The sequence below is a fragment of the Streptomyces sp. URMC 129 genome (genome assembly GCF_051386415.1).
Lineage (GTDB): Bacteria > Actinomycetota > Actinomycetes > Streptomycetales > Streptomycetaceae > Streptomyces.
In genome coordinates, this window is the sequence record NZ_JBPQTQ010000052.1 from 1 (window position 1) to 22298 (window position 22298).

28 protein-coding genes are annotated in these 22298 nt (G+C 71.4%); 5 read left to right on the forward strand and 23 right to left on the reverse strand.

Features of this window, described 5'->3' with window-relative positions:
* Positions 1 to 538: 538 nt before the first annotated feature.
* Positions 539 to 700 (reverse strand): hypothetical protein, encoded by a 162-nt coding sequence (locus ACSNOC_RS13110; protein WP_436747555.1) that lies wholly within the window; start codon positions 698 to 700, stop codon positions 539 to 541.
* A 191-nt stretch (positions 701 to 891) separates the two neighbouring features.
* Here ACSNOC_RS13110 and ACSNOC_RS13115 point away from each other — a divergent pair, with 191 nt between their 5' ends.
* On the forward strand, positions 892 to 1698 hold the full coding sequence (locus ACSNOC_RS13115) for a helix-turn-helix domain-containing protein (protein ID WP_436747556.1): 807 nt from the start codon (positions 892 to 894) through the stop codon (positions 1696 to 1698).
* Entirely contained in the window at positions 1695 to 1880 is a 186-nt protein-coding gene (locus ACSNOC_RS13120) for a DUF397 domain-containing protein (RefSeq protein WP_436747557.1), read from the forward strand. The genes ACSNOC_RS13115 and ACSNOC_RS13120 overlap by 4 nt, the downstream gene beginning before the upstream one ends.
* A gap of 359 nt (positions 1881 to 2239) precedes the next feature.
* Here the strand turns inward: ACSNOC_RS13120 and ACSNOC_RS13125 are convergent, their stop codons facing one another.
* The gene (locus ACSNOC_RS13125; protein WP_436747558.1) at positions 2240 to 2608 is read right to left on the reverse strand and encodes a hypothetical protein; all 369 of its coding nucleotides are present in this window, start codon (positions 2606 to 2608) and stop codon (positions 2240 to 2242) included.
* Between the two features lie 49 nt (positions 2609 to 2657).
* On the opposite strand from ACSNOC_RS13125, the gene ACSNOC_RS13130 reads away from it, so the two are divergent.
* Positions 2658 to 3200: an MmyB family transcriptional regulator gene (locus ACSNOC_RS13130; RefSeq protein ID WP_436747559.1), complete on the forward strand. Its 543-nt coding sequence runs from the start codon at positions 2658 to 2660 to the stop codon at positions 3198 to 3200.
* 343 nt (positions 3201 to 3543) lie between these two features.
* Here ACSNOC_RS13130 and ACSNOC_RS13135 read toward each other — a convergent pair whose 3' ends face one another.
* From ACSNOC_RS13135 to ACSNOC_RS13145, 3 genes are read right to left on the reverse strand one after another with little or no spacing between them, the layout of a single operon-like run.
* A complete protein-coding gene (locus tag ACSNOC_RS13135; protein ID WP_436747560.1) occupies positions 3544 to 3885 on the reverse strand; it encodes a hypothetical protein in 342 nt (113 codons plus the stop codon).
* Complete coding sequence (locus ACSNOC_RS13140; RefSeq protein WP_436747561.1) at positions 3882 to 4124, reverse strand: hypothetical protein; 243 nt, start codon at positions 4122 to 4124, stop codon at positions 3882 to 3884. Before ACSNOC_RS13140 ends, ACSNOC_RS13135 begins: the two co-directional genes overlap by 4 nt.
* 3 nt (positions 4125 to 4127) lie before the next feature.
* Complete coding sequence (locus ACSNOC_RS13145) at positions 4128 to 5123, reverse strand: peptidoglycan recognition protein family protein (RefSeq protein ID WP_436747562.1); 996 nt, start codon at positions 5121 to 5123, stop codon at positions 4128 to 4130.
* 126 nt (positions 5124 to 5249) lie between these two features.
* Here ACSNOC_RS13145 and ACSNOC_RS13150 point away from each other — a divergent pair, with 126 nt between their 5' ends.
* Entirely contained in the window at positions 5250 to 5888 is a 639-nt protein-coding gene (locus tag ACSNOC_RS13150) for a GNAT family N-acetyltransferase (protein WP_436747563.1), read from the forward strand.
* Between the two features lie 33 nt (positions 5889 to 5921).
* Here the strand turns inward: ACSNOC_RS13150 and ACSNOC_RS13155 are convergent, their stop codons facing one another.
* The 15 genes from ACSNOC_RS13155 to ACSNOC_RS13225 all read right to left on the reverse strand — a co-directional run bounded on the left by ACSNOC_RS13155 (position 5922) and on the right by ACSNOC_RS13225 (position 19145).
* On the reverse strand, positions 5922 to 7727 hold the full coding sequence (locus tag ACSNOC_RS13155; RefSeq protein WP_436747564.1) for a glycerophosphodiester phosphodiesterase: 1806 nt from the start codon (positions 7725 to 7727) through the stop codon (positions 5922 to 5924).
* Positions 7727 to 8665, reverse strand: coding sequence for a hypothetical protein (locus tag ACSNOC_RS13160; RefSeq protein WP_436747565.1), 939 nt, complete (start codon positions 8663 to 8665; stop codon positions 7727 to 7729). The genes ACSNOC_RS13155 and ACSNOC_RS13160 overlap by 1 nt, the downstream gene beginning before the upstream one ends.
* Positions 8666 to 8667: 2 nt before the next feature.
* Entirely contained in the window at positions 8668 to 9807 is a 1140-nt protein-coding gene (locus tag ACSNOC_RS13165) for a siphovirus ReqiPepy6 Gp37-like family protein (RefSeq protein WP_436747566.1), read from the reverse strand.
* A gap of 25 nt (positions 9808 to 9832) precedes the next feature.
* The gene (locus ACSNOC_RS13170; RefSeq protein WP_436747567.1) at positions 9833 to 10801 is read right to left on the reverse strand and encodes a phage tail protein; all 969 of its coding nucleotides are present in this window, start codon (positions 10799 to 10801) and stop codon (positions 9833 to 9835) included.
* Positions 10801 to 13911 (reverse strand): phage tail protein, encoded by a 3111-nt coding sequence (locus tag ACSNOC_RS13175; RefSeq protein ID WP_436747568.1) that lies wholly within the window; start codon positions 13909 to 13911, stop codon positions 10801 to 10803. Before ACSNOC_RS13175 ends, ACSNOC_RS13170 begins: the two co-directional genes overlap by 1 nt.
* 165 nt (positions 13912 to 14076) lie before the next feature.
* Positions 14077 to 14577 carry a hypothetical protein gene (locus tag ACSNOC_RS13180; RefSeq protein WP_436747569.1) on the reverse strand — a complete coding sequence of 167 codons (501 nt, stop codon included), beginning with the start codon at positions 14575 to 14577 and terminating at the stop codon, positions 14077 to 14079.
* A complete protein-coding gene (locus tag ACSNOC_RS13185; protein ID WP_436747570.1) occupies positions 14574 to 15026 on the reverse strand; it encodes a phage tail tube protein in 453 nt (150 codons plus the stop codon). The genes ACSNOC_RS13180 and ACSNOC_RS13185 overlap by 4 nt, the downstream gene beginning before the upstream one ends.
* A 78-nt stretch (positions 15027 to 15104) precedes the next feature.
* Complete coding sequence (locus ACSNOC_RS13190) at positions 15105 to 15524, reverse strand: minor capsid protein (RefSeq protein ID WP_436747571.1); 420 nt, start codon at positions 15522 to 15524, stop codon at positions 15105 to 15107.
* Entirely contained in the window at positions 15517 to 15879 is a 363-nt protein-coding gene (locus ACSNOC_RS13195; protein WP_436747572.1) for a minor capsid protein, read from the reverse strand. Before ACSNOC_RS13195 ends, ACSNOC_RS13190 begins: the two co-directional genes overlap by 8 nt.
* 15 nt (positions 15880 to 15894) lie before the next feature.
* Positions 15895 to 16212, reverse strand: a complete 318-nt coding sequence (locus ACSNOC_RS13200) for a hypothetical protein (protein ID WP_436747573.1) — start codon at positions 16210 to 16212, stop codon at positions 15895 to 15897.
* Positions 16206 to 16646 carry a hypothetical protein gene (locus ACSNOC_RS13205; protein ID WP_436747574.1) on the reverse strand — a complete coding sequence of 147 codons (441 nt, stop codon included), beginning with the start codon at positions 16644 to 16646 and terminating at the stop codon, positions 16206 to 16208. The genes ACSNOC_RS13200 and ACSNOC_RS13205 overlap by 7 nt, the downstream gene beginning before the upstream one ends.
* An 11-nt stretch (positions 16647 to 16657) precedes the next feature.
* A complete protein-coding gene (locus ACSNOC_RS13210) occupies positions 16658 to 17005 on the reverse strand; it encodes a hypothetical protein (RefSeq protein ID WP_436747575.1) in 348 nt (115 codons plus the stop codon).
* Positions 16986 to 17243: a hypothetical protein gene (locus ACSNOC_RS13215; protein ID WP_436747576.1), complete on the reverse strand. Its 258-nt coding sequence runs from the start codon at positions 17241 to 17243 to the stop codon at positions 16986 to 16988. Before ACSNOC_RS13215 ends, ACSNOC_RS13210 begins: the two co-directional genes overlap by 20 nt.
* A 4-nt stretch (positions 17244 to 17247) precedes the next feature.
* On the reverse strand, positions 17248 to 18315 hold the full coding sequence (locus ACSNOC_RS13220) for a major capsid protein (RefSeq protein WP_436747577.1): 1068 nt from the start codon (positions 18313 to 18315) through the stop codon (positions 17248 to 17250).
* A 26-nt stretch (positions 18316 to 18341) separates the two neighbouring features.
* Positions 18342 to 19145, reverse strand: coding sequence for a hypothetical protein (locus tag ACSNOC_RS13225; RefSeq protein WP_436747578.1), 804 nt, complete (start codon positions 19143 to 19145; stop codon positions 18342 to 18344).
* A gap of 189 nt (positions 19146 to 19334) precedes the next feature.
* On the opposite strand from ACSNOC_RS13225, the gene ACSNOC_RS13230 reads away from it, so the two are divergent.
* The gene (locus tag ACSNOC_RS13230; RefSeq protein WP_436747579.1) at positions 19335 to 19838 is read left to right on the forward strand and encodes a hypothetical protein; all 504 of its coding nucleotides are present in this window, start codon (positions 19335 to 19337) and stop codon (positions 19836 to 19838) included.
* A 76-nt stretch (positions 19839 to 19914) separates the two neighbouring features.
* On the opposite strand, the gene ACSNOC_RS13235 is transcribed toward ACSNOC_RS13230, so the two are convergent.
* Genes ACSNOC_RS13235 through ACSNOC_RS13245 form a run of 3 tightly spaced genes read right to left on the reverse strand, consistent with a single transcriptional unit; the run spans position 19915 to position 22283 of the window.
* Complete coding sequence (locus ACSNOC_RS13235) at positions 19915 to 20073, reverse strand: Rmf/CrpP fold protein (protein WP_436747580.1); 159 nt, start codon at positions 20071 to 20073, stop codon at positions 19915 to 19917.
* Positions 20060 to 20350 (reverse strand): hypothetical protein, encoded by a 291-nt coding sequence (locus ACSNOC_RS13240; RefSeq protein WP_436747581.1) that lies wholly within the window; start codon positions 20348 to 20350, stop codon positions 20060 to 20062. Before ACSNOC_RS13240 ends, ACSNOC_RS13235 begins: the two co-directional genes overlap by 14 nt.
* A gap of 7 nt (positions 20351 to 20357) precedes the next feature.
* Complete coding sequence (locus ACSNOC_RS13245) at positions 20358 to 22283, reverse strand: phage minor capsid protein (RefSeq protein ID WP_436747582.1); 1926 nt, start codon at positions 22281 to 22283, stop codon at positions 20358 to 20360.
* Positions 22284 to 22298 lie beyond the last annotated feature (15 nt).

The following is a 22298-nucleotide window of genomic DNA, read 5'->3' on the forward strand; positions in this document are numbered from 1 at the left end:
GAACTCGTCGTGCGGTATGCAGGCGCCGCACAGGGCGCAGTTGAGGCCCGCGAGCTGGCGTGGGCTGAGGTCCAGCCCCGACCGCTCAGCACCAAGTGCGGCGCGGTCGGGGCCCACGGCCCGCCCGGGTACCGCGGGCGGGCCGCCTTCCGCCTCCCGGTTGACAGGTGAGGAGGCGGGGCGCCCTGCGGGCCGCCGGGGAGCCATTCGAGTAGCTCGGCCGGTCGGCGCGGCAGGGGGATCTACCGGGTCGGCGACGGGCGTTGGTTGAGCGGGCGCGGGCGGACTCCGTCGGGCCTGTGCTGGCCCGGCCGGCGACGGCACAGGCCAGCACAGGCGGCGAGGGCCACCGTGTAGCCCCACGTGGGGTGCGTGGTCTCGCCTATCTGTCTGGGCGTGAACTCGTCGTGCGGTATGCAGGCGCCGCACAGGGCGCAGTTGAGGCCCGCGAGCTGGCGTGGGCTGAGGTCCAGCCAGGTCGGGAGGGGGCCCGGTATCTGCTCGGTCGCTGCCGCCGGCCGTTCTGCTGTTGCTGTCGTCATGCCTCGTGCCCCAGTTCGCGGAGATGGTCGGTGATGACCGGGGCGAGCTGCTCCCATTGCGCGTGCAGCTCGGCGAGGGTCGGCCGGCCATCTGTTGGTGTTGTGTCGTCGGTCGGCGGGGTGTCGTCGGCCGGTGTTGTGGGTGTCGGGGTGCTCACGGGATCACCTGCCGGTCGTTGGCTGGTCTAACCCCCCCTGCGGCTCCGCACGTTCAGTGCGCGGCCGACTACTACTCAACGGCGGTGGCGCTAGAGTTGCCACATTGAACTCGAAGTTTTCAACGCGAATGGCTGATCGATTCAATGGAAGGGCAGGTCAGGTGAGGGGGAAGCAAGACGGGGACCTGGCGTTGAATCCTCTCGCGAACTTCGGCATCGAGGTCCGATCGGTCCGCGACGGACGCAACATGACGCAACGTGCCCTCGCAGCCGGTACCGGATACGACATCAGTTACGTAAGCAAGATCGAGAACGGAGTCATCCCACCGTCCGAGCAATTCGCCGCGCGCTGCGACGAAGTGCTACAGACAAACGGCCTGTTCGCCCGACTGCGGGCACGCATCAGTGATGTCGAGGCGCCGAGTTGGTTCAAGCCGTACCTACGGCTGGAGCGGAAAGCGGACCGTATCCTTGACTACTCGGTGAACTGCCTCGTCGGCTTCATGCAGACCGCCGCCTACGCGAGGGCCATCCTGCGGGCGGGCAACCCGGGGGAGTCTGCCGAAGACATCGAGGACAAGGTGACCAAGCGCATGCTCCGGCGGGATTCGCTGCGCCATGACGGGGGGCAGCCCGCGATCTGGATCGTGATCCACGAAGCATGTCTAAGGATCACGGTCGGCGGTCGGCGCACCATGGCCGAGCAGCTCGATCACTTGGCGGCTGCTGCCGACCACCCCCGAACGGATATTCAGGTGCTCCCGTTCACCGCGGGGGCGACGGCGGCGCACATCCTCTCATTCACCGTCTTGAAGCAGGCGGACGGTGATCGCACACCAGCGACGATGTGGGCAGACGGCCCGCTCGGCGGGCGCATGTCGCAGACCCCGGCCACGGTCCGCGCCGCGGTGGATGCCCATGAGCGGTTGCGGGCGCACGCCCTCTCGCCCGATGATTCGCTCAGCATGATTCGCGCCATCGCAGAGGAGTACCGATGATCGACCTGGCACATGTCCAGTGGCGCAAGAGCACGCACAGCGGCAACGGCGGGCAGTGCGTCGAGGTGGCAGATGGGGTACCCGGCGTTGTCCCGGTGCGCGACAGCAAAGCGCCCGCCGGGCCCGCGCTCGTCGTCCCAGCGCCCGCCTGGGCCGCGTTCGTCGCCAGCCTCCGGGCCTGACCTCCGTACGGGTGCCCGCGCCGGGCCGGCGCGGGCACTCACCCGGGAATCCCGATGCCCCCACAGGAAGCCACACCCCGGCAGGTCGCCCCCGGCACCGAGCAGCGCGGCCCTACCGAACCCGACGCCGTTCGGCGGCTCACCCGCGCCGAAGCGTCCGTCTACATCGGCCGATTGAAGGCGGCCCCGCGCCGCCCGGCAGAGGAGTGCGCCGAGTGCAGGCGGCGCGGGCGCGGGTACGAGATTCTGCCGGACTCGTCCGGGATCGAGGCGCCTGTCTGCCCTCGCTGCGCCCCTCTGCCCGCGTACATGCGGTCGTACGCGTGACCGGTCGACTCCGGCGGCGGGTGTGCGTGTCGTCACTCCTTCAGGTCGTAGGTCCAGCGTTTGCCCTCTACCGGCAGTAGCTCCCGGGGGTGATCCTCCGCGGCGTGGCGGAGGCTGTTTCGAGCTCCGATGATGTCCCGCCGCGCGAGCAGTGGACCGGCCAGTTCCAGTGTGCGCTTCGGATCCCACCGGCCGCCTTCTGCGAGGATCAGATTCCACAGGGCTGTCTGGTCGGGGCTCGGCGTGGCCCAGGTGGGGCTCGTGTGGGAGGCGGCGGTGAGCCGGGCCGCGACGCCGGTGATCTGGTTGCGCGTGCAGCCTTCGGCGTGCATCGCCGTGGCCACGTGGCCGAGCACGTGGCCGAGCAAATCGTGGATCACCAAGGGTAGTGGTTTGGTCACTCGTGCAGGATAGTCTTGTGCGCACATCCGGTAGCGAGGAGGCGGGCACGTGGACATTGAGCCGCTGGACGATGAGCACACCGAGGAGCAAGCCCTAAACAACCTGCGACTGCTGATCGATGCCCTCACACTCCCGGCCGCACTGCTCGACCGGGCATGGGATTTCGTGACCGTCAACGACCCATTCGCCGAACTGTGGCCCTACGCGCGTGAGCCTGGGGCGAACTTGATCAGGTGGGTACTCCTCTCGCCGGAGGCGCGGCAGGTATCCGGGAATGAGTGGGAGCGCGACGCGCGCCGGTTCGTCCGGGCGCTACGTCACGCCGTCGTGGCCCATGTCGATGACGAACGGATTCTGCCGCTGCTGGCAGAGGTCGAGGCAGACCCGGCGGCGGGACTGCTATGGCGGAAAGAGAACCGCTACCGCGGTCACGGTACCGAAGTGCCTTCGGCCGCCCCGGTCCCCGGGCAGTACCGCTTCGGCGAGAGGACGCTGACGCTCCTCTTCCATCCGCTTCTGCCACTGGAGATGCCGCGCTACCACGTCACGATCGTGACGCCGCTCGGGGAGGAGCAGTCGGCCGGTGCATGACGAATTGGCAGCCGGCCTCAGGGTGCGCTATCGTCTCCGTTGCTGCTTCTCCGTCAACCAGACTGGGATCCTCCTGGCCCCGCTCCTGTGAGCGGTGGTCCACTGATCGCGCCTCCGTACCGGCCGGTGAGTGCTCCCCGCACGCGCGGGGATGGTCGCCGAGGCCGCCAAGGCCCGTACGACGGCCAAGAGTGCTCCCCGCACGCGCGGGGATGGTCCCGAACGGCTCTGGCTCAACAACGGTGGCGGCGGATAGTCCCCGCAGGCGCGGGGATTCGCGGGGTAGTCCCGGACATGACGAAAGCGCCCCCGTTCCGGCCGCGGCCGGAACGGGGGCGCAGAGTCAGCGGGTGGCGAGCTGCCACAGGGTGAGGGCGAGGCCGGCGAGGGCTACGAGGGCGGCCAGCGACGGCAGCGGCCACTGTCGCCGTTCCAGCTCAGCGAGCCGCGCGGCTATCGACCGCTGCCGGTCCGTCTCGCCCCGCTCCAGCGCATCGAGCCTGGCATCATGCCCGTCCAGCCGGGCCGCGTGTTCCCGGCGGTACTCCTCCGCCTGGTCGTGCCGTTGCATCAACAGCGCCAGCGCCCCATCGGTGCGGGTGAACCCCACCTCGATCGCTGCCCGGAGCCGCTCCAGTTCCACGGCGACCGCCGCGGGCGGCTCGTCGGGCGCGGATCCGCTCACTCGCCGCCCCCGCCACCGCTCAGCGGGTCGTCCGTGGCCAGGCCGACCCTCCGGAGTTGGTCCTGAACGAGGGGGAGGGCCATGACGCGTGTGACGGCTGCCGCGACCGTGAGGGCCACGCCGACGCCGGCCGTAGTCTCGGGGATGCCGGACGCCTCCAGCAGTAGCGGCAGGCCGGCCGCGAGGCCGGTCACGGACTGGATCACGGTGCGGATGGTGGTCTTGGTGCTGTGCCGCATGGCTCAGCCCTCCTCGACGGTCAGGCGCGCGCCGAGTTCGGCGAGCGCGGTGCGGGCGCCGGTGGCGGCGGCGGCCTCGATCTGCTCGGCGGTCAGGCCGCCGCCGGCCGCGAGCTGGGCGACGACCTGCCGGAGCGCGCCCACCTCGGCGGCGGTAGCCGACAGCAGTCCCCATGCGTCGGGGCCGTCCGCCGTGCGGCGGAACTGCCACGTGTGGTGCGGGGAGGCGGCGTCGTCCCACATCTGGCGGGCGTCGCGGCTGTCCAGGCGGGTGTCCTTGTACAGGGCCACCTTGCGGGCGGTGGCGGCGGCGATGCGGTCCACGTCCGCGTCACTCAGGGGCATGTCAGTGTCCTCCTCGGAATGGGGGGTGGTCGGCGTCCAGCTCGCCGCGTGGTCGAGGCGCTCGGCGACTCGGCGCCGGACGTCGTTCATGGTGATGCCGGGGCCGCGGGGGTCGATCTTCCCCGGCTGCCACTCGGCGTGGCCGATGACGGAGGTGTCGCCGGACTTGCCCCAGCCGTGCGCGCGGCACAGGGCGGCGGAGGCGCGCACGATGGCCTCGACCTGCTCGGCCGGCCACGGGTCCTTGCCGTCGCCGAGGTTGATGGCCTCGAACCCGTAGAAGTGGGTGTTGCCGTCCGTGTCGGCCTCGTTGTCGGCGGGCAGGGATGTCTCTGCGGTGACGGCGGCGAGCACGTCGCCGTCACCGGATCCGGCGTGGTTGGCGCGGCCGTGGCCCACGAGGTGGACGGTGCCGTCCTTGGCGATGACGCCGTGGCACAGCGGCCCCGGCAGGTCCGAGCGGCCCGCGTAGCACAGCTCGACTGTGGCGTCGGTGCCGGTGGTGACGGTGTGATGGATCATCACCCCGTGCACCGGACCCCAGGGGCCCTTGTGGTTCCGGTTGTGCGTGCGCCACGACTTGTACTCGACCACGCGAACGCCCTCGGCCTTGAGGGCGCGCACGAGGGCGTCGGCGGACAGGGGATCGGCCATCGTAGGCCACCTCCGAGGCGGTAGAAGAGGCCCCTGGGACGGTCTCGGCCAGGGGCGGGATGTCAGTGCGGTGCGCTACGGTGCGGTCACGCATACGGGTTCATGGCGAACAGGAGAGGGAACGGCATGGGAGCGGGACAGGAAGAAGCCGGGCGGCCGGGCGGCCGGGCGGTCATCACGGTCCGGGACGCACTCCACGAGGACATCCCCGGCATCTGCGCGACGATGCCCCTCGCGTTCGGGCTGCTGGGCGGTGCGGCGTGGCAGGACCCCGCCTACATCGCCGGGGGGCTGGAAAGCTGCGCGGCGGGTCTGTCCGCGAAGCAGAAGATCAAAGTCGCGCTCGCGGGCATGGAGGTCGTCGGCTCCTCCTACAGCGGGCTGGCTCTGGCCCCGGACGGGCAGACCGCGCACCGGGAAATCGGCGTCGTGCACGGCGTGGCGGTGCGGCCGGAGAACCGCCGCCACGGTGCCGCGTCCGCGTTGCTCGCCGCATGCGAGAAGTACCTGATTGAGGAGGGGGCGCGCGTGATGATCGCGGAGGCGCGGCCCGGGGCGGTCCCGTTCTTCTCTGCGCGCGGATACGAGGCCGTCGCAGGCATGGCGCTCATCGCCCCCACTCCCACAGGGACGTATGTGCTGCCGCGTAGCACCCTGAGCACGGCCTTGATGTGGAAGAAGTGCTTCTTCGCGGACACCGTGAAGCCGCAGGCGAGTGACAGGGGCACGGTCCTTGCGGGCTTGGGTGGCGGCGCGGCGGTGTGAGTGCACTCGCCGCCACCGTGGCCGTCCGCCGGTTCAAGGGGTGGTGAACGAGGGGGGGCCGAACCGCGGGGACGCGGCGAGACTGGACACCGAGCCCGTTGACGCGGTGATCCAGCGGCCCCGAAACGCCGAGTCCGTCGCCGTGTAGGTGTACGGGCCGACGTCCAACCGCGAGAGTATGAGCTGTGTCGCGGTGACCTGAAGCGAGAACGAGAGCACCTGTCCGGCGGCCGGCGCGGGGGTCGCGGTATCCCCGGCCGGGCCGATCGTGACGCCGCCCGTGGAGCCCTTCACGTGCTTATTGACGCGCATGTTCCCGTCCGAGCGGAACACGGTGTGATACCCACCGGGGGAGGCGTCCACGCCGGAGTCCTGGTTGGTGCCGTTGAACTCGTAAATGTCGTCCCACGCCCGGCATACTGCGATACCGGAATGCAGCGTCCCGCCCGGAAGAGTGGGCCAAACCATGTCCCAGAAAATCGTGTAGCCGGAATCGGCGGGCGCCCGCCAATACCCGAGGAGTAGAGACCTGTTCGGTACGACGTTGACGTAAACGCGCCCATTCTCGAAATGCGGAGCGTGCGTTTCGCTGTACCCGTCACGGCCGAGGATTCCGGGAGGGCAGACGGCGGGGGAGAACGCCACCGATCCGCCGGGGGCCAGGGTTTTGTTGAGGTACACCCAGCGGGAGCACATCAGGCCCGAGACGCTTTTCCCGTAGGGGGTGATAACGCCGCCCACATCCTGCTTGAGATTCGTCAGGCGTTCGACGTCCACGTGTCGGTGGACTTCCCAGCAGATGACGGGCTTGCCCCGGTTGATGACGTCCACGATTCGCGCGTTGGTCATCGTGTGGGGGACGCCCCACATGGTGACACGCGACCCGTCGTAGGTGTTGAGCTGCGCTTCTGTCGTGTTCGCGTCCACGTAGGCCCACGTCTTGTAGCCGTTCGCGGCGCCCCAGTCCAGCATGTTCGATTGGTAGTACTGCTTGATCACTACGGAATTCTGGGCGCCTGGATAGAAGCGCGTGAGGAAGTTCTGAAGCGCGGGCGCAGAACGATTCGACTTCGCTTCGAGAAAGATCACGCACTTCCCGTACAGGGCGTCCATGACTTCCTTCAGCGTGGGAATATCCTGGTCGCCCCACCCAGACCCCAACAGGCCCTGCGCACGCACCTTCACCTTTTCCCGCAGAGCCGCATACGTCCACGCCTCGATGCTGCCGGTGTAGTCGGTCATGCGCGTCAGGTCGTCGTCGTGGTGGCATACCAGAACGCCGTCTGCCGTGAGTCTGACGGAAACTTCGATGTACTCCGCTCCGGCCGCGAGAGCCGACTTGTAAGCGACGAGTGTGTGTTCCGGGAATTCCTGGCCGGAGCCTCGGTGCGCGATTCGGATCACGGTCCCGGCGGTCATCGCGTCCAACATGGCCTGCACGCTGGGCTGATACAGGTCCGGCAGGTCCACAGAGCGCGTGGCGTGGGGGTTGCGCTGTCCGGCGTGCGTCGCCAGGTCAGCGGCCACGGCAACAGCGGTCTGAGCCGCGCTCGTCGGCGCGGCCCGCCGCCGCGGGCCCTCCCCGCCCGAAGCGTCCAGCCACAGAGACGTCACACCATCAGGGCCGTACCACTCCGGCAGAGCGCCGGTGGCGTCGGCCTCCAACTCGCCGCCCGCGATCGGCGTCACACCGTCCGACATCAGCAGGTCCGTGTACTGGCTGCCGCCGGACTCCGCCGACCAGCACGTGACCGTCGCACCCGGCTGGAGGATGGCAGCATTCGCCGTGCCCTTGGCGATGACGTACTCGGCGACCCCGCCGTACAGGTGCCGCGCCATTACGCCCCCACCGCCCAACTGATCGACGTTCCGTGAATGTTTTGACCGGTCGAGATGCCGGAGTGTTGCGTCACCCACACCTGCCCTGCGCGGGACTCGTGGCTACGGCGGTAGACGGTGACGCGGGCGACCTGCGTCCCGGACAGGTACACGGTGCCGAACTGATCCCGCGACGGGTGCAGGTACTCGGTGGGGATGTTCACCGGCAGGCGGGTCTCCGCGCTGGTCGCCCCGCCGGTACGCTCGCACGTCCCCAGCCGCAGATGCACACTGCCGCCCGCGCGCTCCACCGTGGTCTCAGCCTCGGCCGACCAGCCAGACACGCTGGACGTGGCGACGACGACACCGCTGTACTCGTACAGCACCACCCACGCCGAGCCGTTCCAGCCGATCCACCGCCCGGTGTCCACCTCGAATGCGATATCGCCGCGGCCCGGATTGAGCGGGCGGGCGGACGAGCGGCACGGCCGCACCCGGCCGCCAACGTACTGTTCCTCCCGGACGACCACAACCGACCCCGACCCGTTGAGGACGGTGACCAATGCGAGGGGCACCTCCCACACCCCGGTGGACCCCGGGTCCCGAGTCAGTGCAGGCGCCGGGGCGCCGGGGGTGCCAGCGATAACTTCGGCCGTCACCTGCCATGTGGTGCGCGACATCCGCAGTACCACGCGATCAATCCGGGTCATGCCGGAAGCATTGGCGCCGATCGGCAGGGTCAGCGCGGTGCCCCCGGACGTCCACACGTGCCCCCGCACGTGCGCGAACACGCCCGCGCGCACGTCCACGGCCAGCCCGACGCCGGCCGCGACGACGGCGCTTTCGGTGGGGTCGCCGTACACACCGTCCCCAGTCTCCAGCGCGCACAGCAGCTCGTACTCGCGGTCCGTGACCGCGCGGGAATTGTGGGCCGCGTTCGGCCAGCTCGCCTGGGCCATCGTCACCTCGCCTGTAGTCGGGCGAGCCGTGATTGCAGCTCGCGGATCATGCGCACGCTCGCGTGCTCGGACGTTGCAGTTTGGGAGCCGATGACGGAGGTGACCTGCTCGCCGCCGTCTGCCGAGGCGGTGAGGCGGATTTCGCGCACCACCTCGGCCACCTCGACCCCGCCGGGAAGGGCGAGGGTCACCAGGTCGCCGAGCTGGTAGTCGCGGCCCGCGCGCAGGTCGGGGGTGTCTACGGTTTCGGTGGCAACGGAGACGGTCTGGGCGCCTTCGGCCGTGGCGGCCTGCCCGGCCTGCGTCAGCTCGCCCTCTGCGTCGTCCGGCGCCGACTGGTCCACGAAGCGCTCGACGCGGTACCACTCGGTCTCGGTCGCCGCGTCGGTCACAGAGACCACCACGCGGTCAACGCCCTCGCCCTCCCCGGCGACGATGGCCGTGGTGACGGTCGGTGCCTGCCGCTGGTAGCTGACGGAGCGCAGGTTGCCCAGAGCCTCGGAGAACCGGGCCACCTTGGTGCGGTCGGCCGGGGCGTATACCTCGAACAGCAATGTCGTGCCGGACTGCCGCACGCGGAACGCGAGCCCGTCGAACGTAGCGACTTCGCGCAGCGCGTCGCCGAGCGGCTGCCACCTGGTACGCCACGTCCGGGCGGTGCCGACCCCGGCCAGCGCGCCGAGCGCGAGCCCGGGGATACGCCGTTCCGTGCGCGCCCCGGGCCCGCACTGCGTATTCACCAGATCCCGCATGATCAGCTCCGCGTTCGTCGCGGTGTAGGTGCGGTACTCCGGCTGGCTCACGGACGACGGGGCGAGCGCGGGGTTCGGGTAGGTGATGTACCCGGTCAGCCGCGCGAAGTCGTCGGCCCACACCGCGCGCACCCGGCCGGCCGATGCGGTCTCCCAGTCGTACTCCACGGGCTGTTCCAGCGGTCCGGACATCCACACGGCGCCGTCGCGGATGATGACCATGCGGCGGCCCGGCTGGAGCTGCGCGAACACCTCCGGCGTGGCCGGTAGGTCAACCTCGCCCGTGCCGACCTGATTGAGCCGCTGTACGCAGTCCAGCTCCCGCCAGCCGTCCAGCGGGTCGGCGTCGAACGCGAGGTTCGGGCCGGTGGTCATGAGGGTGATAGACACCGGTCACCCCCCCCGAAGTCCGCGTTCAGGCGGTCTGATAGCGCGGGTAGTACGTCACATCGACGCGGCTGGTCGGCCCGGACCCTGCGAGCGCGAAAGTCACCTCGTTGGGGCCCGGTTCGAGCCCCCACAGCACGGCGTCCGGCCAGTTGAGGGCGCCGATCCAGTTGGCCGGGCCCTTGCGGACGCGCGGCGGGTCCGTGGAAATAGTCACGGTCTCGCCCGCTGCGAGCGTCCCGCCGACCTTCGCCGGGTCGAGGCTGAACGCCTCGCCCGTCGTTGCGTTGGTGAACGTCACCAAGCTCGCGGGGCCGGTGATGGTCCACTGCGGCCACGCGATCACGTCGCCCGGATTGGTCAGCACGGTGGCGCCGAGGATCTGTCCGGACGTGATCGTCGGGTACGGCACGAGGAAATCCTGCGGGGCGGCGGCCTCGCGGTGGTCGGTGACCGGTACCGGGTTGTACCAGTACGGGTCCTCGGCGAGGAGCTGCGGCGTGCCGACATCCCAGATACGGCCGGAGTGCGCGCGACCGAGCCCATCCCAACCGCCCTCGTACACGACGGCGATGCGGCGGCGGTCGCCGGACGGGCGGGCGATCTCCAGCACCCCGGGCGAGACGGGCCGCCCGTCCGGGCCGCGGCGCGTGGTCCGGGTCAGCGCCGTGCCCCACGCCCGCCACCTCACCACGAACTCGTGGTGGCTCCGCCCCCACACATGGATGGGGAGGATGATGTGGCGGGCATCCGGCTGAACGTGCCGCACCCGCACGCCTCCGCGCGGGTGCGGGTCCGTCGTCACCGTGGCCGGCGCCGCGCCGAGCCCCGACGTGCCCTCGGCCTTCAGGAACCAGCCGCTCGGCCGGTGGCTGAGCGGCCACGCCGCCCCGGTCGGGTCGTAGTAGGTGACCACCGCCGACCCCAGCTCCGGCAGGTCAACCGGGGGCTGGGGCGGCGGTGGCGGCGCGTACGGCAGCGTGACGACGATGGGCACTAACCGGCCCTCCCTACGCGCTGCCGCGCCTCGACGCGCCTTGTCAGCGCGTCCAGATCGGACACGCGGAACTCGGCGCGCTGCGGGTAGATGTGGTAGGTGGTGCTCTGATCGACGGCCTGCGGCACGGCTGCGGGGGCGAACCCGCGGCCGTCGCCGAGCTGCATCACCCCGGGCATGTCCGGGACGCGCACCAGGCCGCGCATGGCCCGTTCCACAGCGGGCGCCCCGGCCGCGATGCCTGCGACGATGCCGGCCGGGATGTGCCGCCCGACGCTCTCGCGCATCACCGTGGACGGGCTTTTGATGCCGGGGGCCTTGCGGATCGCCTTCACCATGGACTCAGCAAGGCGCTCCATCTGCCGCTCGATCTGCTTCTCCTGCGACTTCAGCCCGGCGACGACTCCTTCAGCGGCAGCCACCCCCGCCCCGTACATGCTCTTGGAGACCGAGGCCCCGGCCCGATCCGCCGACGTGACAAGCTGCTGTTGCAACGCGTTGATCTGCTTGATCTGCGCCGGGGTGGCAGCAGCCAGGGCACGCGCGGTCGCCGCGCCGCCGTCCACGCCCGCCCCCGCGATGTCCTCCAGCAGATCCGCGCGCAGCCCGCTCTTCCGCAGCGTCGCCAGGTCCGCGGCGAACGCGGCCGTGCTCTGCACGGAGCGCTGAAGCCGAGCCGTGAGCGACTCGACGGTGCGGGACTCGGTGATGTCCGACTCGTCGGCGATCCGCCCGGCGATCTGGTCGCGCAGGCCAGTCGCCGCCTTGCGCAGGTCGCCGAGCTTCTTCTCTGCCGCGGCGAGCCGGTCGGCCGTGCGGTCACGGTCCACCGCCAGGGCCAGCAGCCGCCTGTTGTCGCGCGCGACATCGGCGGCCAGCTCGCGCAGGCCGCCCCGCTGCGACTTCGGGCTGACTTCGACCGCGTCCGCGATCATGCCCGACAGCTGCTCCAGCGACGTCTTCAGCGCGGGCGCGCCCTTTTGGATACCCTCGATCAGACCCGCCGGAATCCATTTTCCGATCTTGTCCCGCATCACGCGGGACGGCGAGTGGATATCGAGGGCGCCGGCGAGTCCGCCGACGATCGTGTCGGCGATGCCGCCGATCACGCTGCCGAGGTCGGGGATCATGGCGCGCACGCCGCTGATCAGGCCCCGCACGGCGTCCCGGCCCGCCTCGACCAAGAGCCCGCCGAGGTCGCCGAGTTTGCCGACGATGACGCCCGGCAGCGCGCCGAACCAGGCCGCCAGCTCGCCGCCCATCTGCTGCGCGGCCTCCAGCATCCGGCCGCCCGCCGACCACATCTTGTCCCAGAGCCTGTCGCCCAGGCTCGCCACGGCCGACGCCGCGCGCCCCGGCAGCTCCGCGAAGTTGGCCACGGTGGAGGTGACGAAGCCGGCCGCGGCGGCCTTCCCGCGTTCCAGCGCCGTGTCCCAGTCGCCCTGGAGGAGCGCGGCGACCGCCTCCAGCGCCGGAATCACGAACTCCTCCAAGGAGCGCACCAGGTTCTCGGAAAGCACGCTGGCCAGCGCCCCGGCGAGCGCGATCACCGGTTCAAGGATCGGGATGAGGGCGATCAGGATGTCCATCAGCGGCGTGACGACCTGCGGCAGCAGCTCCAGCACCGGCTTCAGGCCCTCGTCCCCGGCGAGCTGCGTCACGAGATCCTGCACCCTCGGTGACAGGTCGGCGATCATCTGCCCGACCCCCTCGAACACCAGGGCCAGAGGCGGGCCGAGGAGCGCGATCAGCTCGCCGACGATCGGCAGCATAGGCGATATGCCGTCGATGAGCAGGCCGATGGCGCCAGCGAGGGCCTCCATGACGCCGCCCTCGCCCAGCTCCTCAAGGACGGGCCTCAGCCCGTCCGCGAGGTCGGCGATCAGCCGCTGCACGGGCGGGCCGAGCGTCGTCAGCACGGGCGCGATGGCGGACAGCGCGGCCATGAGCAGCGGCGCCGCCTCCACCGCGAGCGACTGCATGGTGCCGAACAGGGCGCGCAGTGCGGACTGCACCTCGGGGGAGGCGAACGCGTCGGCGAGCGCCGCCGACACCTCCTGGAGCACGCCGAGCATGCCGCCGCCCTCCATCTGGGCAGCGGAGAAGATGGAGCGGATTGTCGAGGCGACGTTGCCGCCGATGTCCGCCATCTGACCGAGGATGTCGAGCGCGTGTTCGATCGCTGCTTGCATGCCACCGGACTCGAACACGCCGGTGATCCGGTCGCCCAGCGCGGCGGTACCCTCGGCGACGCCACCCGTAAGCCGCCTCAGCGCTGGCGCTGCCGCCGCGCCGAGCTGCCCCAGCGCGGTCACGACCAGGCCCGGAATACCCTCCATCTCGCGCAACGCGTCGTTGCCGCCGTCCAGCGCGCGGCCCAACGTGCCGTTCTCGCCCAGCTCGGCCGCAGCCTCACCCGCGCCGCGGGCCATGGCATTGAGCGAGTCGGCGGAGGCGAGCAGGCTGTCACGGATCGCCGGCCCGGTGGTGCGGGCAACCCGCGTCATCACGTCGTCCAGGCCGTCGAAAAACCGGTCCTGAACAGCCGACTTGAGGTCGGACAGAGGCCCCTTCATGTCGCGCAGGGCGAGCACGAATGAGCGGGCGTTGGGCGACAGGCCCTTGAGTGCCTCTTCCAGTTCGGCCGCGTTCGACGCCGAGAACGCGGCGCTGATCGCGTCCGACACGCCCGACGTGGCGAGCTTGACCGCGGCCACGGCCGAGGCGAGGCCGAGGACGGCCGGGACCGCGACCGCGGCGGCGGGCGTAACGTTGGCCAGGGTGGCGACCAGCGCGGCGGCCAAGGGCACGGCCGCGCCGAACTTGGCGGCGATGGGCGCCGCGGCGGCGGCCAAGCCCGCGAGCCCTCCGGCCATGGAGGCGAGCCGACCGAGCGACAGCCCTACCCGGTCGCCGTCGCCCGCGACGCGCAGCAGCCCCGCGGAGGCGAGCGCGGAGGTGGACGCGAACCGCCCGTCCAGCGTGCGGAGGCGGCCATCTACGTCCCGGGTGAATCCCCTCATCCGCAGCTCGGCATCCGTGAGGCCGCGATGCAGCGGTTCGGGGTCCGCCCGCAGGATCGCGACCAGACTGCCGATGGTCAGAGCCACCCCGACCACCCCCCGCCGTGCTGTGGTTGGGGCGCCCCCGCTAGGTGGGGAGCGCGGCTTTCACCTGATCCGGGTCATCGACCACGCGCAGGAAGTCGCCCGCGACCCGAAGGAACGTGCTGTTGGCGGAGAGGCCCATCAGGAGGTTGTTGAACTCGCGCTGCGTCAGGTCCCCGATGTCCTGCGCCGGGATGCCGTACTCGCGGCGGAAATCGGCTTCGAGCGCCCACCACCAGCGGCGGACTGCGATCGCGTAGCGGCTCTCCTCGTCGCCCGGTTCGCCGCCGTCGCCTCCGCTTTTCCCTCCTCGCCGTCCTTGGCGAGGACGGCGGCGTACGCCTCGCGGAATGACATCTCGACCCCGTTGGCTTGCGCGATACCCCAGACGAGGAGAGTGTTGAACTGGATCGCGGTCAGGCCCACGTCGATCCACTGCTGTAGGACGCCCTCTCCGAACAGGCGGCCGACCAGCTCGTGAACGTCCCTCTCGTCCTCGCTGGACGAAAGGGCGTTGAGGCGATCCATGAAATTCAGGGGCAGCCCACGCGGGATGACCACCCGCACGCCCTCGATCACCTGTGTCCGGACAGGCGCCAGCACGGCCGCCTTGAAGTCCTCCCACGACTCCTCGCCCTCCGGGGCGGCGGACCTCTTCGCCGGGCTCATGCCTTGGCCGCCGTCGTCGTCGCGCCGGAGCGGGTCACGGTGACGTTCCAGGACACCAGGTCATTGTTGCCGCCGCCGCCACTGTCGCCGAGCTGGAAATGCGCTGTCCACACGGTCCAGACGGGTACGTCCTTGTGGGCGAACCGGAACCGCGTCAGCGACTCGTTCCCCAGGCGGCCGTCCATCTTCTCAACTACGGCCTGACCGGGGTCGAGCGCGCCCGTGGTGAGGTCCATCAGCCTCCGCCCGCCGAGCGCGATCGTGCGGTTCTTGGACATCTTCTGCGACTCCTCCTCGCCCTGAGAGCCGAACAGCGTGGTGTCGGCCGTCTCGCCCCCGTGACTGGGCGAGAAAGTGTTGATGCCGTCGATCGGCACCCACGTGTCGGTGTCGGGGTCCTCGATCTCGAACTGCACATCGCGCGCGTTGTACTGGACGGGGGTGGACATGGGGCGCCTCCTTGCGGGCATGACTGGGGGTCCGCGCGCGCTGTCCGCAGCGGCGGGCTTGAGGGGGGAACGGGGTGGTCAGGGGCGGTGCGTGGTGGGCGCGAGCACCGTGAGCTCATAGTTCGTGACGTGCTCGTGTCGGCCGGACTCGTCACGGCCCATCGCGGCCGGGGTCTGCAACGCCTCGCACGTCACCAGGTATGTGCCGTCCGGCAGGGTGACCGAGCTGAGGCCGTGCAGCGCGTCGTAGATCGCGTACGCGCGGGCCTCGGACACCCGCGGGTCGGGCCCGCCCCGCACCCGCACCTGCACGCGCGGCTCGTCGTACGGCAGCCGGGGGTCGGGGCGTTCGCCGCCATAGCGGGTCAGCGCCACCGCGGCGTCAGGCTCCGGCGGCATGGTGCCGATGAACAGGTCCCCGGTCGTGCCGGTCGTGTCGTAGGTGACCAGGCCGAGGCTGTGCAGGTACCGGGCGAGCCCGTCGAGGAGATCAGCCACCGCGCAGCCACCTCCGCCGGACCTCGGCCCTCATCAGCTCCAGCATCACCGGACGCTCCGTCGCGCTGGGCTGCTCCAGGTACTTGGCCTGGCGGCCGGGCAAGTGCTTGTAGGTCAGGTCTTCGTGCTGCACAACGGCGTAGGGGGTGTCGTAGACAACGGTGCCCTCCAGGCCGTCATCGTCCATGACGACGCGGGACGACCGCTCCAGGGTGCCTTCGTCCAGCGGCACCAGCTTGCGGGACTCGGCAAGCAGGTGCTCCAGCGCGCGCCGCATGCCCAGCGCGGCGGCGCGCTTCCCCCGCCCGGTCCACAGCCTGCGCCCCTCCCACTCAAATCGGGTGTACTGCGGCACAACGACCACCTCCTTTCAGATCAGGTGCACTTCAAGGTGGTCGGGGGTGGCGAGGCCGCCGCCGTTGTGCTCGTGCTGCTGAATCACGGTCGTGACGCGACCGTCCGGCAAGGTGACGCGGGACTCCGGCCGGCAGTCGGCCGCCCCGGGCCGGGCGTAGAACGTGGCGGCGGACACCACCTCCCGGCCCGCGCGGTCCCGCACCGTGCGCGTCTTGGACTCCAGCAGGCACCGCACCTGCACGGGGTCCGCGTAGCGAGGGCCGTAGGCGGAGGCGCCGAGGTAGGTCTCCACGGTGACGGTGCGGCGCAGCATCCACCCGGGGATCAGCACGCGATCACCGCCCCGAGCCGGAACAGGTCCGGCGTCAGGTCCGGGGAGCGGAACGCGTCCCACGCCTGCGGGGCGATCTCGCGGGCGGCGGAGGCAGCGCCGGACACGTCCGCGTCGCCGCCGCTGCGCCCACCCGCAGAGCGACCCAGCCGGGCCGACCCCAGGGCGACCGTGCCCCAGCCTGCGCCCGCCGCGCCCGTGCTGTCCCCGATCTCGTCCCACCACTGGACCTGAGCGCACACCGCGTCCCGGACTGCGGCGAGCACGGCAGGGTGGGTGGGCATGCCGTCCCCGTCCGTCTCGTAACGGCACAGTCGCAGAACGCGCGCCTCCAGCATGCCGGTTGCGCGGGCGAGCAGCACAAGGGCGCCTTCGGGCGCGGGGCTGCCGGTGTACGCCTCGTAGTCGCCGGGGGTGGCGTAGACACGTGCCACTGGGCCACCCCCTACAGGTCGAGTACCGCCACGGTCACGGAAGCGTCGGCGCCGGTGTAGTCGAGCCACACCGTGCCGTCCGGGCGGCGGAACTCCGGGCCCAGCTTGGGCAGAAGCCTCGCCTTGCCGGCCGCCACGGTGAACGGGGCGTCCGCGATGGCGAGGCCGAGCGTGCCGGCCGTGCCCGGGGTCTGCACGGTCACCGTCAGCGCGGTGCTGTCGCCGTTCGACACGTACAGGCGCCGGTTCGGGGCCCACACGAACGAGTTGCCGTCTGTCAGCTCCGCCGCGGCGGCGACATCGGGCAGCAGCACACCGGCCGCGCCCACCGCCGTGGCGTTAATCGCTGTCCGTGCCATCCGCCATCACCTCCTCGCCGCTCCGCGGCGGGCGGGCCTTGCCGCCCCGGGCCGAAGACCTGCGCGGCTCCTCCACCGGTTCGACGCTGTACGTCTCGGGGCGGCGCCGGAAGTAGGCCAGCGCCCGCGCGTCCGTCTCCACCTCGTCGTTGGCGATGCCCTCACCGTTGAGAATGCGGACGGTCGCGACCATGCCGCAGTACAGCGGGTCACCGGGGGTCGTGATCCGGTAGCGCATCAGATCACCCCGAGACCTTGACGTTGCGGAGCACGCCGCACGAGCGGGTGTTCTTCACGACCAGGGCGCACGGGCCCATCTCCACCTCGCCGAGCTTCACCGCGCCGGGAAGGTTGAAGTCCGGCATGAAGGTCTGCACGAGGTCCTGGCCCGCGACGGCGGCGCCGTGGAGCGCGTCCAGCCCGAAGGAGACGGCGTAGAGGTCGGTGAGGCCGGTGATGTTGCCGCCCGCGCCGGCGCCGTCCGCGTCCCGGGTCTCGATGGGGACGATCGGGCCGGCGCCGGTCGCGGTGTCGCCCGCGTCCACGAGGAACCACTGTCCGTACATCTCGACCTCGCGCCCGATGTCGTCCTTGGTGGCGGTGTACATGCCCGCCCACCGTGCGAGCGCCCGCACGCGTGTGATGGACGTGGTGTTCCCGACGATGGCCTTGACGCCGGGCGGCAGCGCGCCGGGCTCGCCCTGGTCGCCGCCGCCCGTGGTGGAGGGCACGATGCGCGACAGCCAGTCGTCAAGCCGGTCCAGCGCGGCCATCGCGAGCGGCTGCGTGTTGATGGCCCCGGCCGTCCAGTCGAGGTAGCCGGGCGCGACGCCGTTGGACGCGGGCAGGTACTCGGTGGACTGGCCGGTCAGGATCTTGTCGAGGCCGTCCCAGCCGTTGGCGTCCACGGCGGTGTCGCCGTTGATCAGCTCCTGCTGGAACTTGTTCCGGGTGGCCGCGAGGAGTTGTTGGATCTGGAAGGAGACCTCGTTCGTCGCGGCGGGCCCGAGCTTGGCGAGCGTCCGGTCCACCTGGAAGCTGCCGCCCATGGGCTTGAGGTCCACGGTCTTGCGCTCACGGGTCGCCTCGGCCGGGACGTACTCGCTGTTGATCGCGCGGAAGCCGGCCGTCCGCGCGGCGAGGAGGCGGGTGTAGCCGTAGGTGAGGGTGCTGCCGCCGGTACCGGGTGTGACGGTGTTGTCCCACGCGATCTGGTCGAGGAGCCAGCCGTACCGGCGGAGGTTGTCGATGACCGCAAAGTCGAGGTCGGTCTGAGTGTTGAGTGCCGCCTGAGCGAGCGTCACGGGCATGGCTGGTTCTCCTGTCTACACGGGGGTTAAGAAGCGCCGTAGTGGGCGCGGATGGCTCCGGCGAGGCCGCCGCCGGGGCGCTGTCGGCCGCCGGTTCCGGTGCCGCCGGTGAGGTCGCCGCCAGAGGCGGGCGGGGCCGGGGCGAGGGTGAGCGACGCGTCGGCCTGGGCCGCGTCCTTGATGGCCTTGACGATCGCCTCGCGGTGCTTGGCCGGGTCGGAGGCGTCGAGGCCCTCGACAGCGGCGAGGAACTTCCGGCTGTCCAAGAGCCGGTCGCCGTCGATCCGCTCGGCGAGCGCCGTGCGCAACACGAGGGCTTCGAGCCGGGAGGCCGCGGCGTCGGCGGCAGCTTTGGCGGCGGCGCTGTCCTTCTCTTTGAGCTGCTCCATGAGCTGCTCGGGGGTGGGGGGCTTGTCGCCTTCCGGTGTGTGCCCGAGTGCGGTGAGCAGCTTGGCCGTCAGGTCCTTCACGGCCGTGTCGGCGGCCTGCTGCTTGGCGTTGGTGCGGGCCTTGGCGGCGTCCTGGCGGGCGTCGGCGAGCTGCTTTTCCAGGCGGGCGATGACCTTCTCGGGGGTCTCGCCCGTGCCGCCCGCGGCGCCGCCGGAGGCCGGGGGCTTGGGCGGGTCGCCGCCGTCGCCTCCGCCAGTACCGCCGGTATCGCCGTTGCCGGGGTCGCCGCCGTCTCCTCCTCCGTCGCCGCCGTCCCCGTACAGCACGGGCGACCACGGGGTGACGGTGTAGGGGTGGGCCCAGCCGGGCGTGCCGGGCGCCGGGCCGGTGAGGCTGGCCGCGCCGATGGTGCGGCGGCGGGGGTGCAGGGTGTTGCGCATGATGCCCTCCCGGGGCGTTGCGGAACGGTGGGCCCGCGCCTGGCGGGCCGTGATGGGGCGGGCCGCGCGCCGGGGGCCGCGCCAGGCGGCCGGTTCCGGGCACGGCAAACGGCCGAGCACCTCTCGGTGCCCGGCCGGAAGTAGAGGTTTGGTCCCTGCTGGCCTGGGGGCGCGGTTATCCTCACGCGCATGACGATGCGCGGTTCCCGAGTTCAGATCGGTGCGGTAAAGGCGGCGTGGGACCAGGCGAGCGCGCTACGGTCGGAAGGCGGCCCGGCGGCCCGCGCCGCGTTCGCGTCCCGGATCGCGGCGGCGACGGTTCTCTACGGCGAGGGCGAGTTGGCGCGGGGCACAGTGTTCCTGCTCGGCGGCGCGCTGACCGCGCTGATCGTTGACGCTGACGGCTCTGAGGTTGAGCAGTTCCACACGTCGTTCACCGAGACGCTGATGACCAAGTTGGCCCGGTACGACGTGGAGCCCGGCGACCTGTCGATGGTGCGCCAGGTGGTGACCGCGGCCCTCGAAGGGCGCGATCCAGTGGCGTGGCGCGATCAGGCGGGCCGGGTCCCCGACAGTGAGCGGCGGGCGTTGACGTATGCGCTCGCCCTCGTCGCGGATTTCGTGGACCGGGCTGACGGACCAGGAGCGTGCGAACGAGGCCTCACGACGGCGCTTGGCGCCGCCCTCGACTGATCCGCCGAGGGTGCGGCGGCCGGCCGGGGCGCTCTGCGCTGAGCTACGCCCCGGCCGGGCGAGGGCGCGGAGCAGCTCAGCGGCCGGTGATGGGCTTCACGCGGACGTAGCCGCGCAGCCACGGCCGGCGCAGCAGGCTGTCACGCGGGTACGGGCAGGTGGTCAGCGGCTGGTCGGCCCGGGCCGCCTGCGCGCCCGCTGCGAGGGCGCGGGCGATGTCTTCACGCGCTGCCACGGCGCCTCCACTCGTCCGGCCAACCCTCGCGAACCGCGAATTTTTCGGGGGGGATGACCAGTTCTGCGCGCATTTGCGGCGGCGTGGCCACGAGCATCTGCACGTACGTGACATCGGTCGTCACCAGCGAGAAGTGCCCGCCGTCGTCGTCCTCGGTGTGGAGTAGCCCGTATCCGCCTGGTACCGGGTCCAGACCTGCGGCCCGGCAAGCCTGCCTGTAGCGCTTGCGCCCCCCGAAAGCGTCGGGGGTGATGTACGAGAATTCCCGGATGATCAAGGCGCCCCTACCGTATCTGGCGGCGGGCGGCGTTGTTCTCCGCCGCGCGTCGCGACTCTGCCGTCTGCACACCGGTCGCCTGTGCGGTGAACTCCGCGAGCGTCAACCGGCCGTGCGTGCCCCACCATTCTCGCAGCTCCTCGGAGGCGCGCGCGAACGCGATGTGCGCGGGGCCGGAGAACAGCGTCAGGGGGTGCACGCCTGCGGCCTCGGCCTCGCGGGTGAGCAGCTCGCCCCGGCAGTCCTCCTCGGCGGCGACGTACTGCGCGTACAGGTAGTCGTCATACAGCTCGCGGATCTGTCGGCGGGTGAGGCGGGGGCGCTGCTCCTCGTCGTCCTGGTCGCGCTCGGCGTCCTGATCCTCGTCGGGCGGGGGCTCCCAGTCGGCTTCGGCGTAGGCGCCCCAGCCCTCGGGGTCGGGCGCGGGGTCGGCGACCGCGCGGAGCGTGTCCCAGTCGGTGAGCAAGTCGGCAACCGCGTCCCCGGTGTCCGCCGGGGCGGGCAGCGGTTCGGGCGGATACCGGCGGTCGAACTCGGCCGCGATCCGCTCCGCCACGTCGCCGGAAGCGTGGGGGAGCACGCGGGCGAGGTCATCGTCAGACCAGCCGGTGAGGTCCCCGGCACGCGCCCGGTCCACCAGCGCTTGCAGCTCGCGCCGGTCCATCTCGGCGGCGACGCGGGCGAGGTCGTCGGCGTCCAGCCGGCCGGACGCCATGGCATCGGCGATGTCCTGCTCGGACGCTGCGCGCAGCGCGTCGGGGTCGGTGCGCAGGCTCGCGGCCACCATCGCGGCCGGGTCGGCGCGCATCCCCGTGTCCGTCGTGGGGAGCCGCTCGCGCTCGGGCTTCCTGCGCAGCACGGGGTGCGCGGCCAGGTGCTCGCGCACCGCCTTCTGCCACGCCCGCACCTTGGCGCCGGCCGCGCGACGCGCTTCGGGCGTGATCGCGGCGGCCTGCCGCCGCTTCCACTCCCGAATGTGCCGCTCTATCTCGCGCTGCCGCTGCGTGTCGGCGTACGTGGTGCCGGGGGTGGGGTGGTGCGGCGGCCGGGTCGTCACCCCGGGCAGGTACAGGGCCAAGCTGTGGCGGCAGTTGGGGTGGAACAGCCCGCTCGCACGTGCCTCGGTGAGCGTGCCGACGACGTGCACGACGACCGTGCGGCCGTCCTCGGTCGCGTGCTCGTGCCGCTCCGTGCGGGGTCCCGGCTCGCCGGTCAGGGCGAGGATCCCGCCCTCCCAGCGGGAGCACAGCGGGCACTCAAGGGGGGCGTCGCTCACGATGACGAGCCCCTCGCCCGCGGCGGCGAGGGTGTCTACGTGGCCCTCGATCGCGGCGCGCGCCGTGACGCTGCGAACGGCCATCTCGGCGTAGGACGCGAGGTTCCACGAGCGGCCGGCCTTGTCCACAAATCCGGTGATCCCACGCCGCGCGAACGTGTCGAGCGCGCGTTGTGACGCCTGGCGGCGGGTCTCGGCGCCGAGCAGCACACCGCCGCTCACGCGGGCCACGATGTCGCGGAACGCGTCCACGATGGCGCGGGTGATGCGTACGTACAGCGGGCGCGTGTCCTGCGCCCACGACGCGGCGAGACGATCGACCGCGGGTGCGTTCGGCACCTGGGCGCGGATGAACGGTTCCCGGCCGACCGGTACGGCGCCCAGTTCGGCGACGGCGGCCTGCTCGCCGCGCTGGTACGCCTCGGCCAGGGCCGCGCGCACGGCGCCGTTGGCGTCCTGCTGAAGTGCCGTCGCGACGTCCTCAACGGCGCGGCGCAGGTCGCCCACGGCGGCCAGCTTCAGTTCCGCCCACGCGGGGGATTCCAGGTCGGCCGCGAGGGCGGCGGCGAGCCGTTCCAACAGGGAGACCTCTGCCGCGTCGTACAACGCGCGTACGCGCGCGGCCAGGTCTTCGGCCATCTCGGGGGACACCGGCATGGCCGACCACCCCCT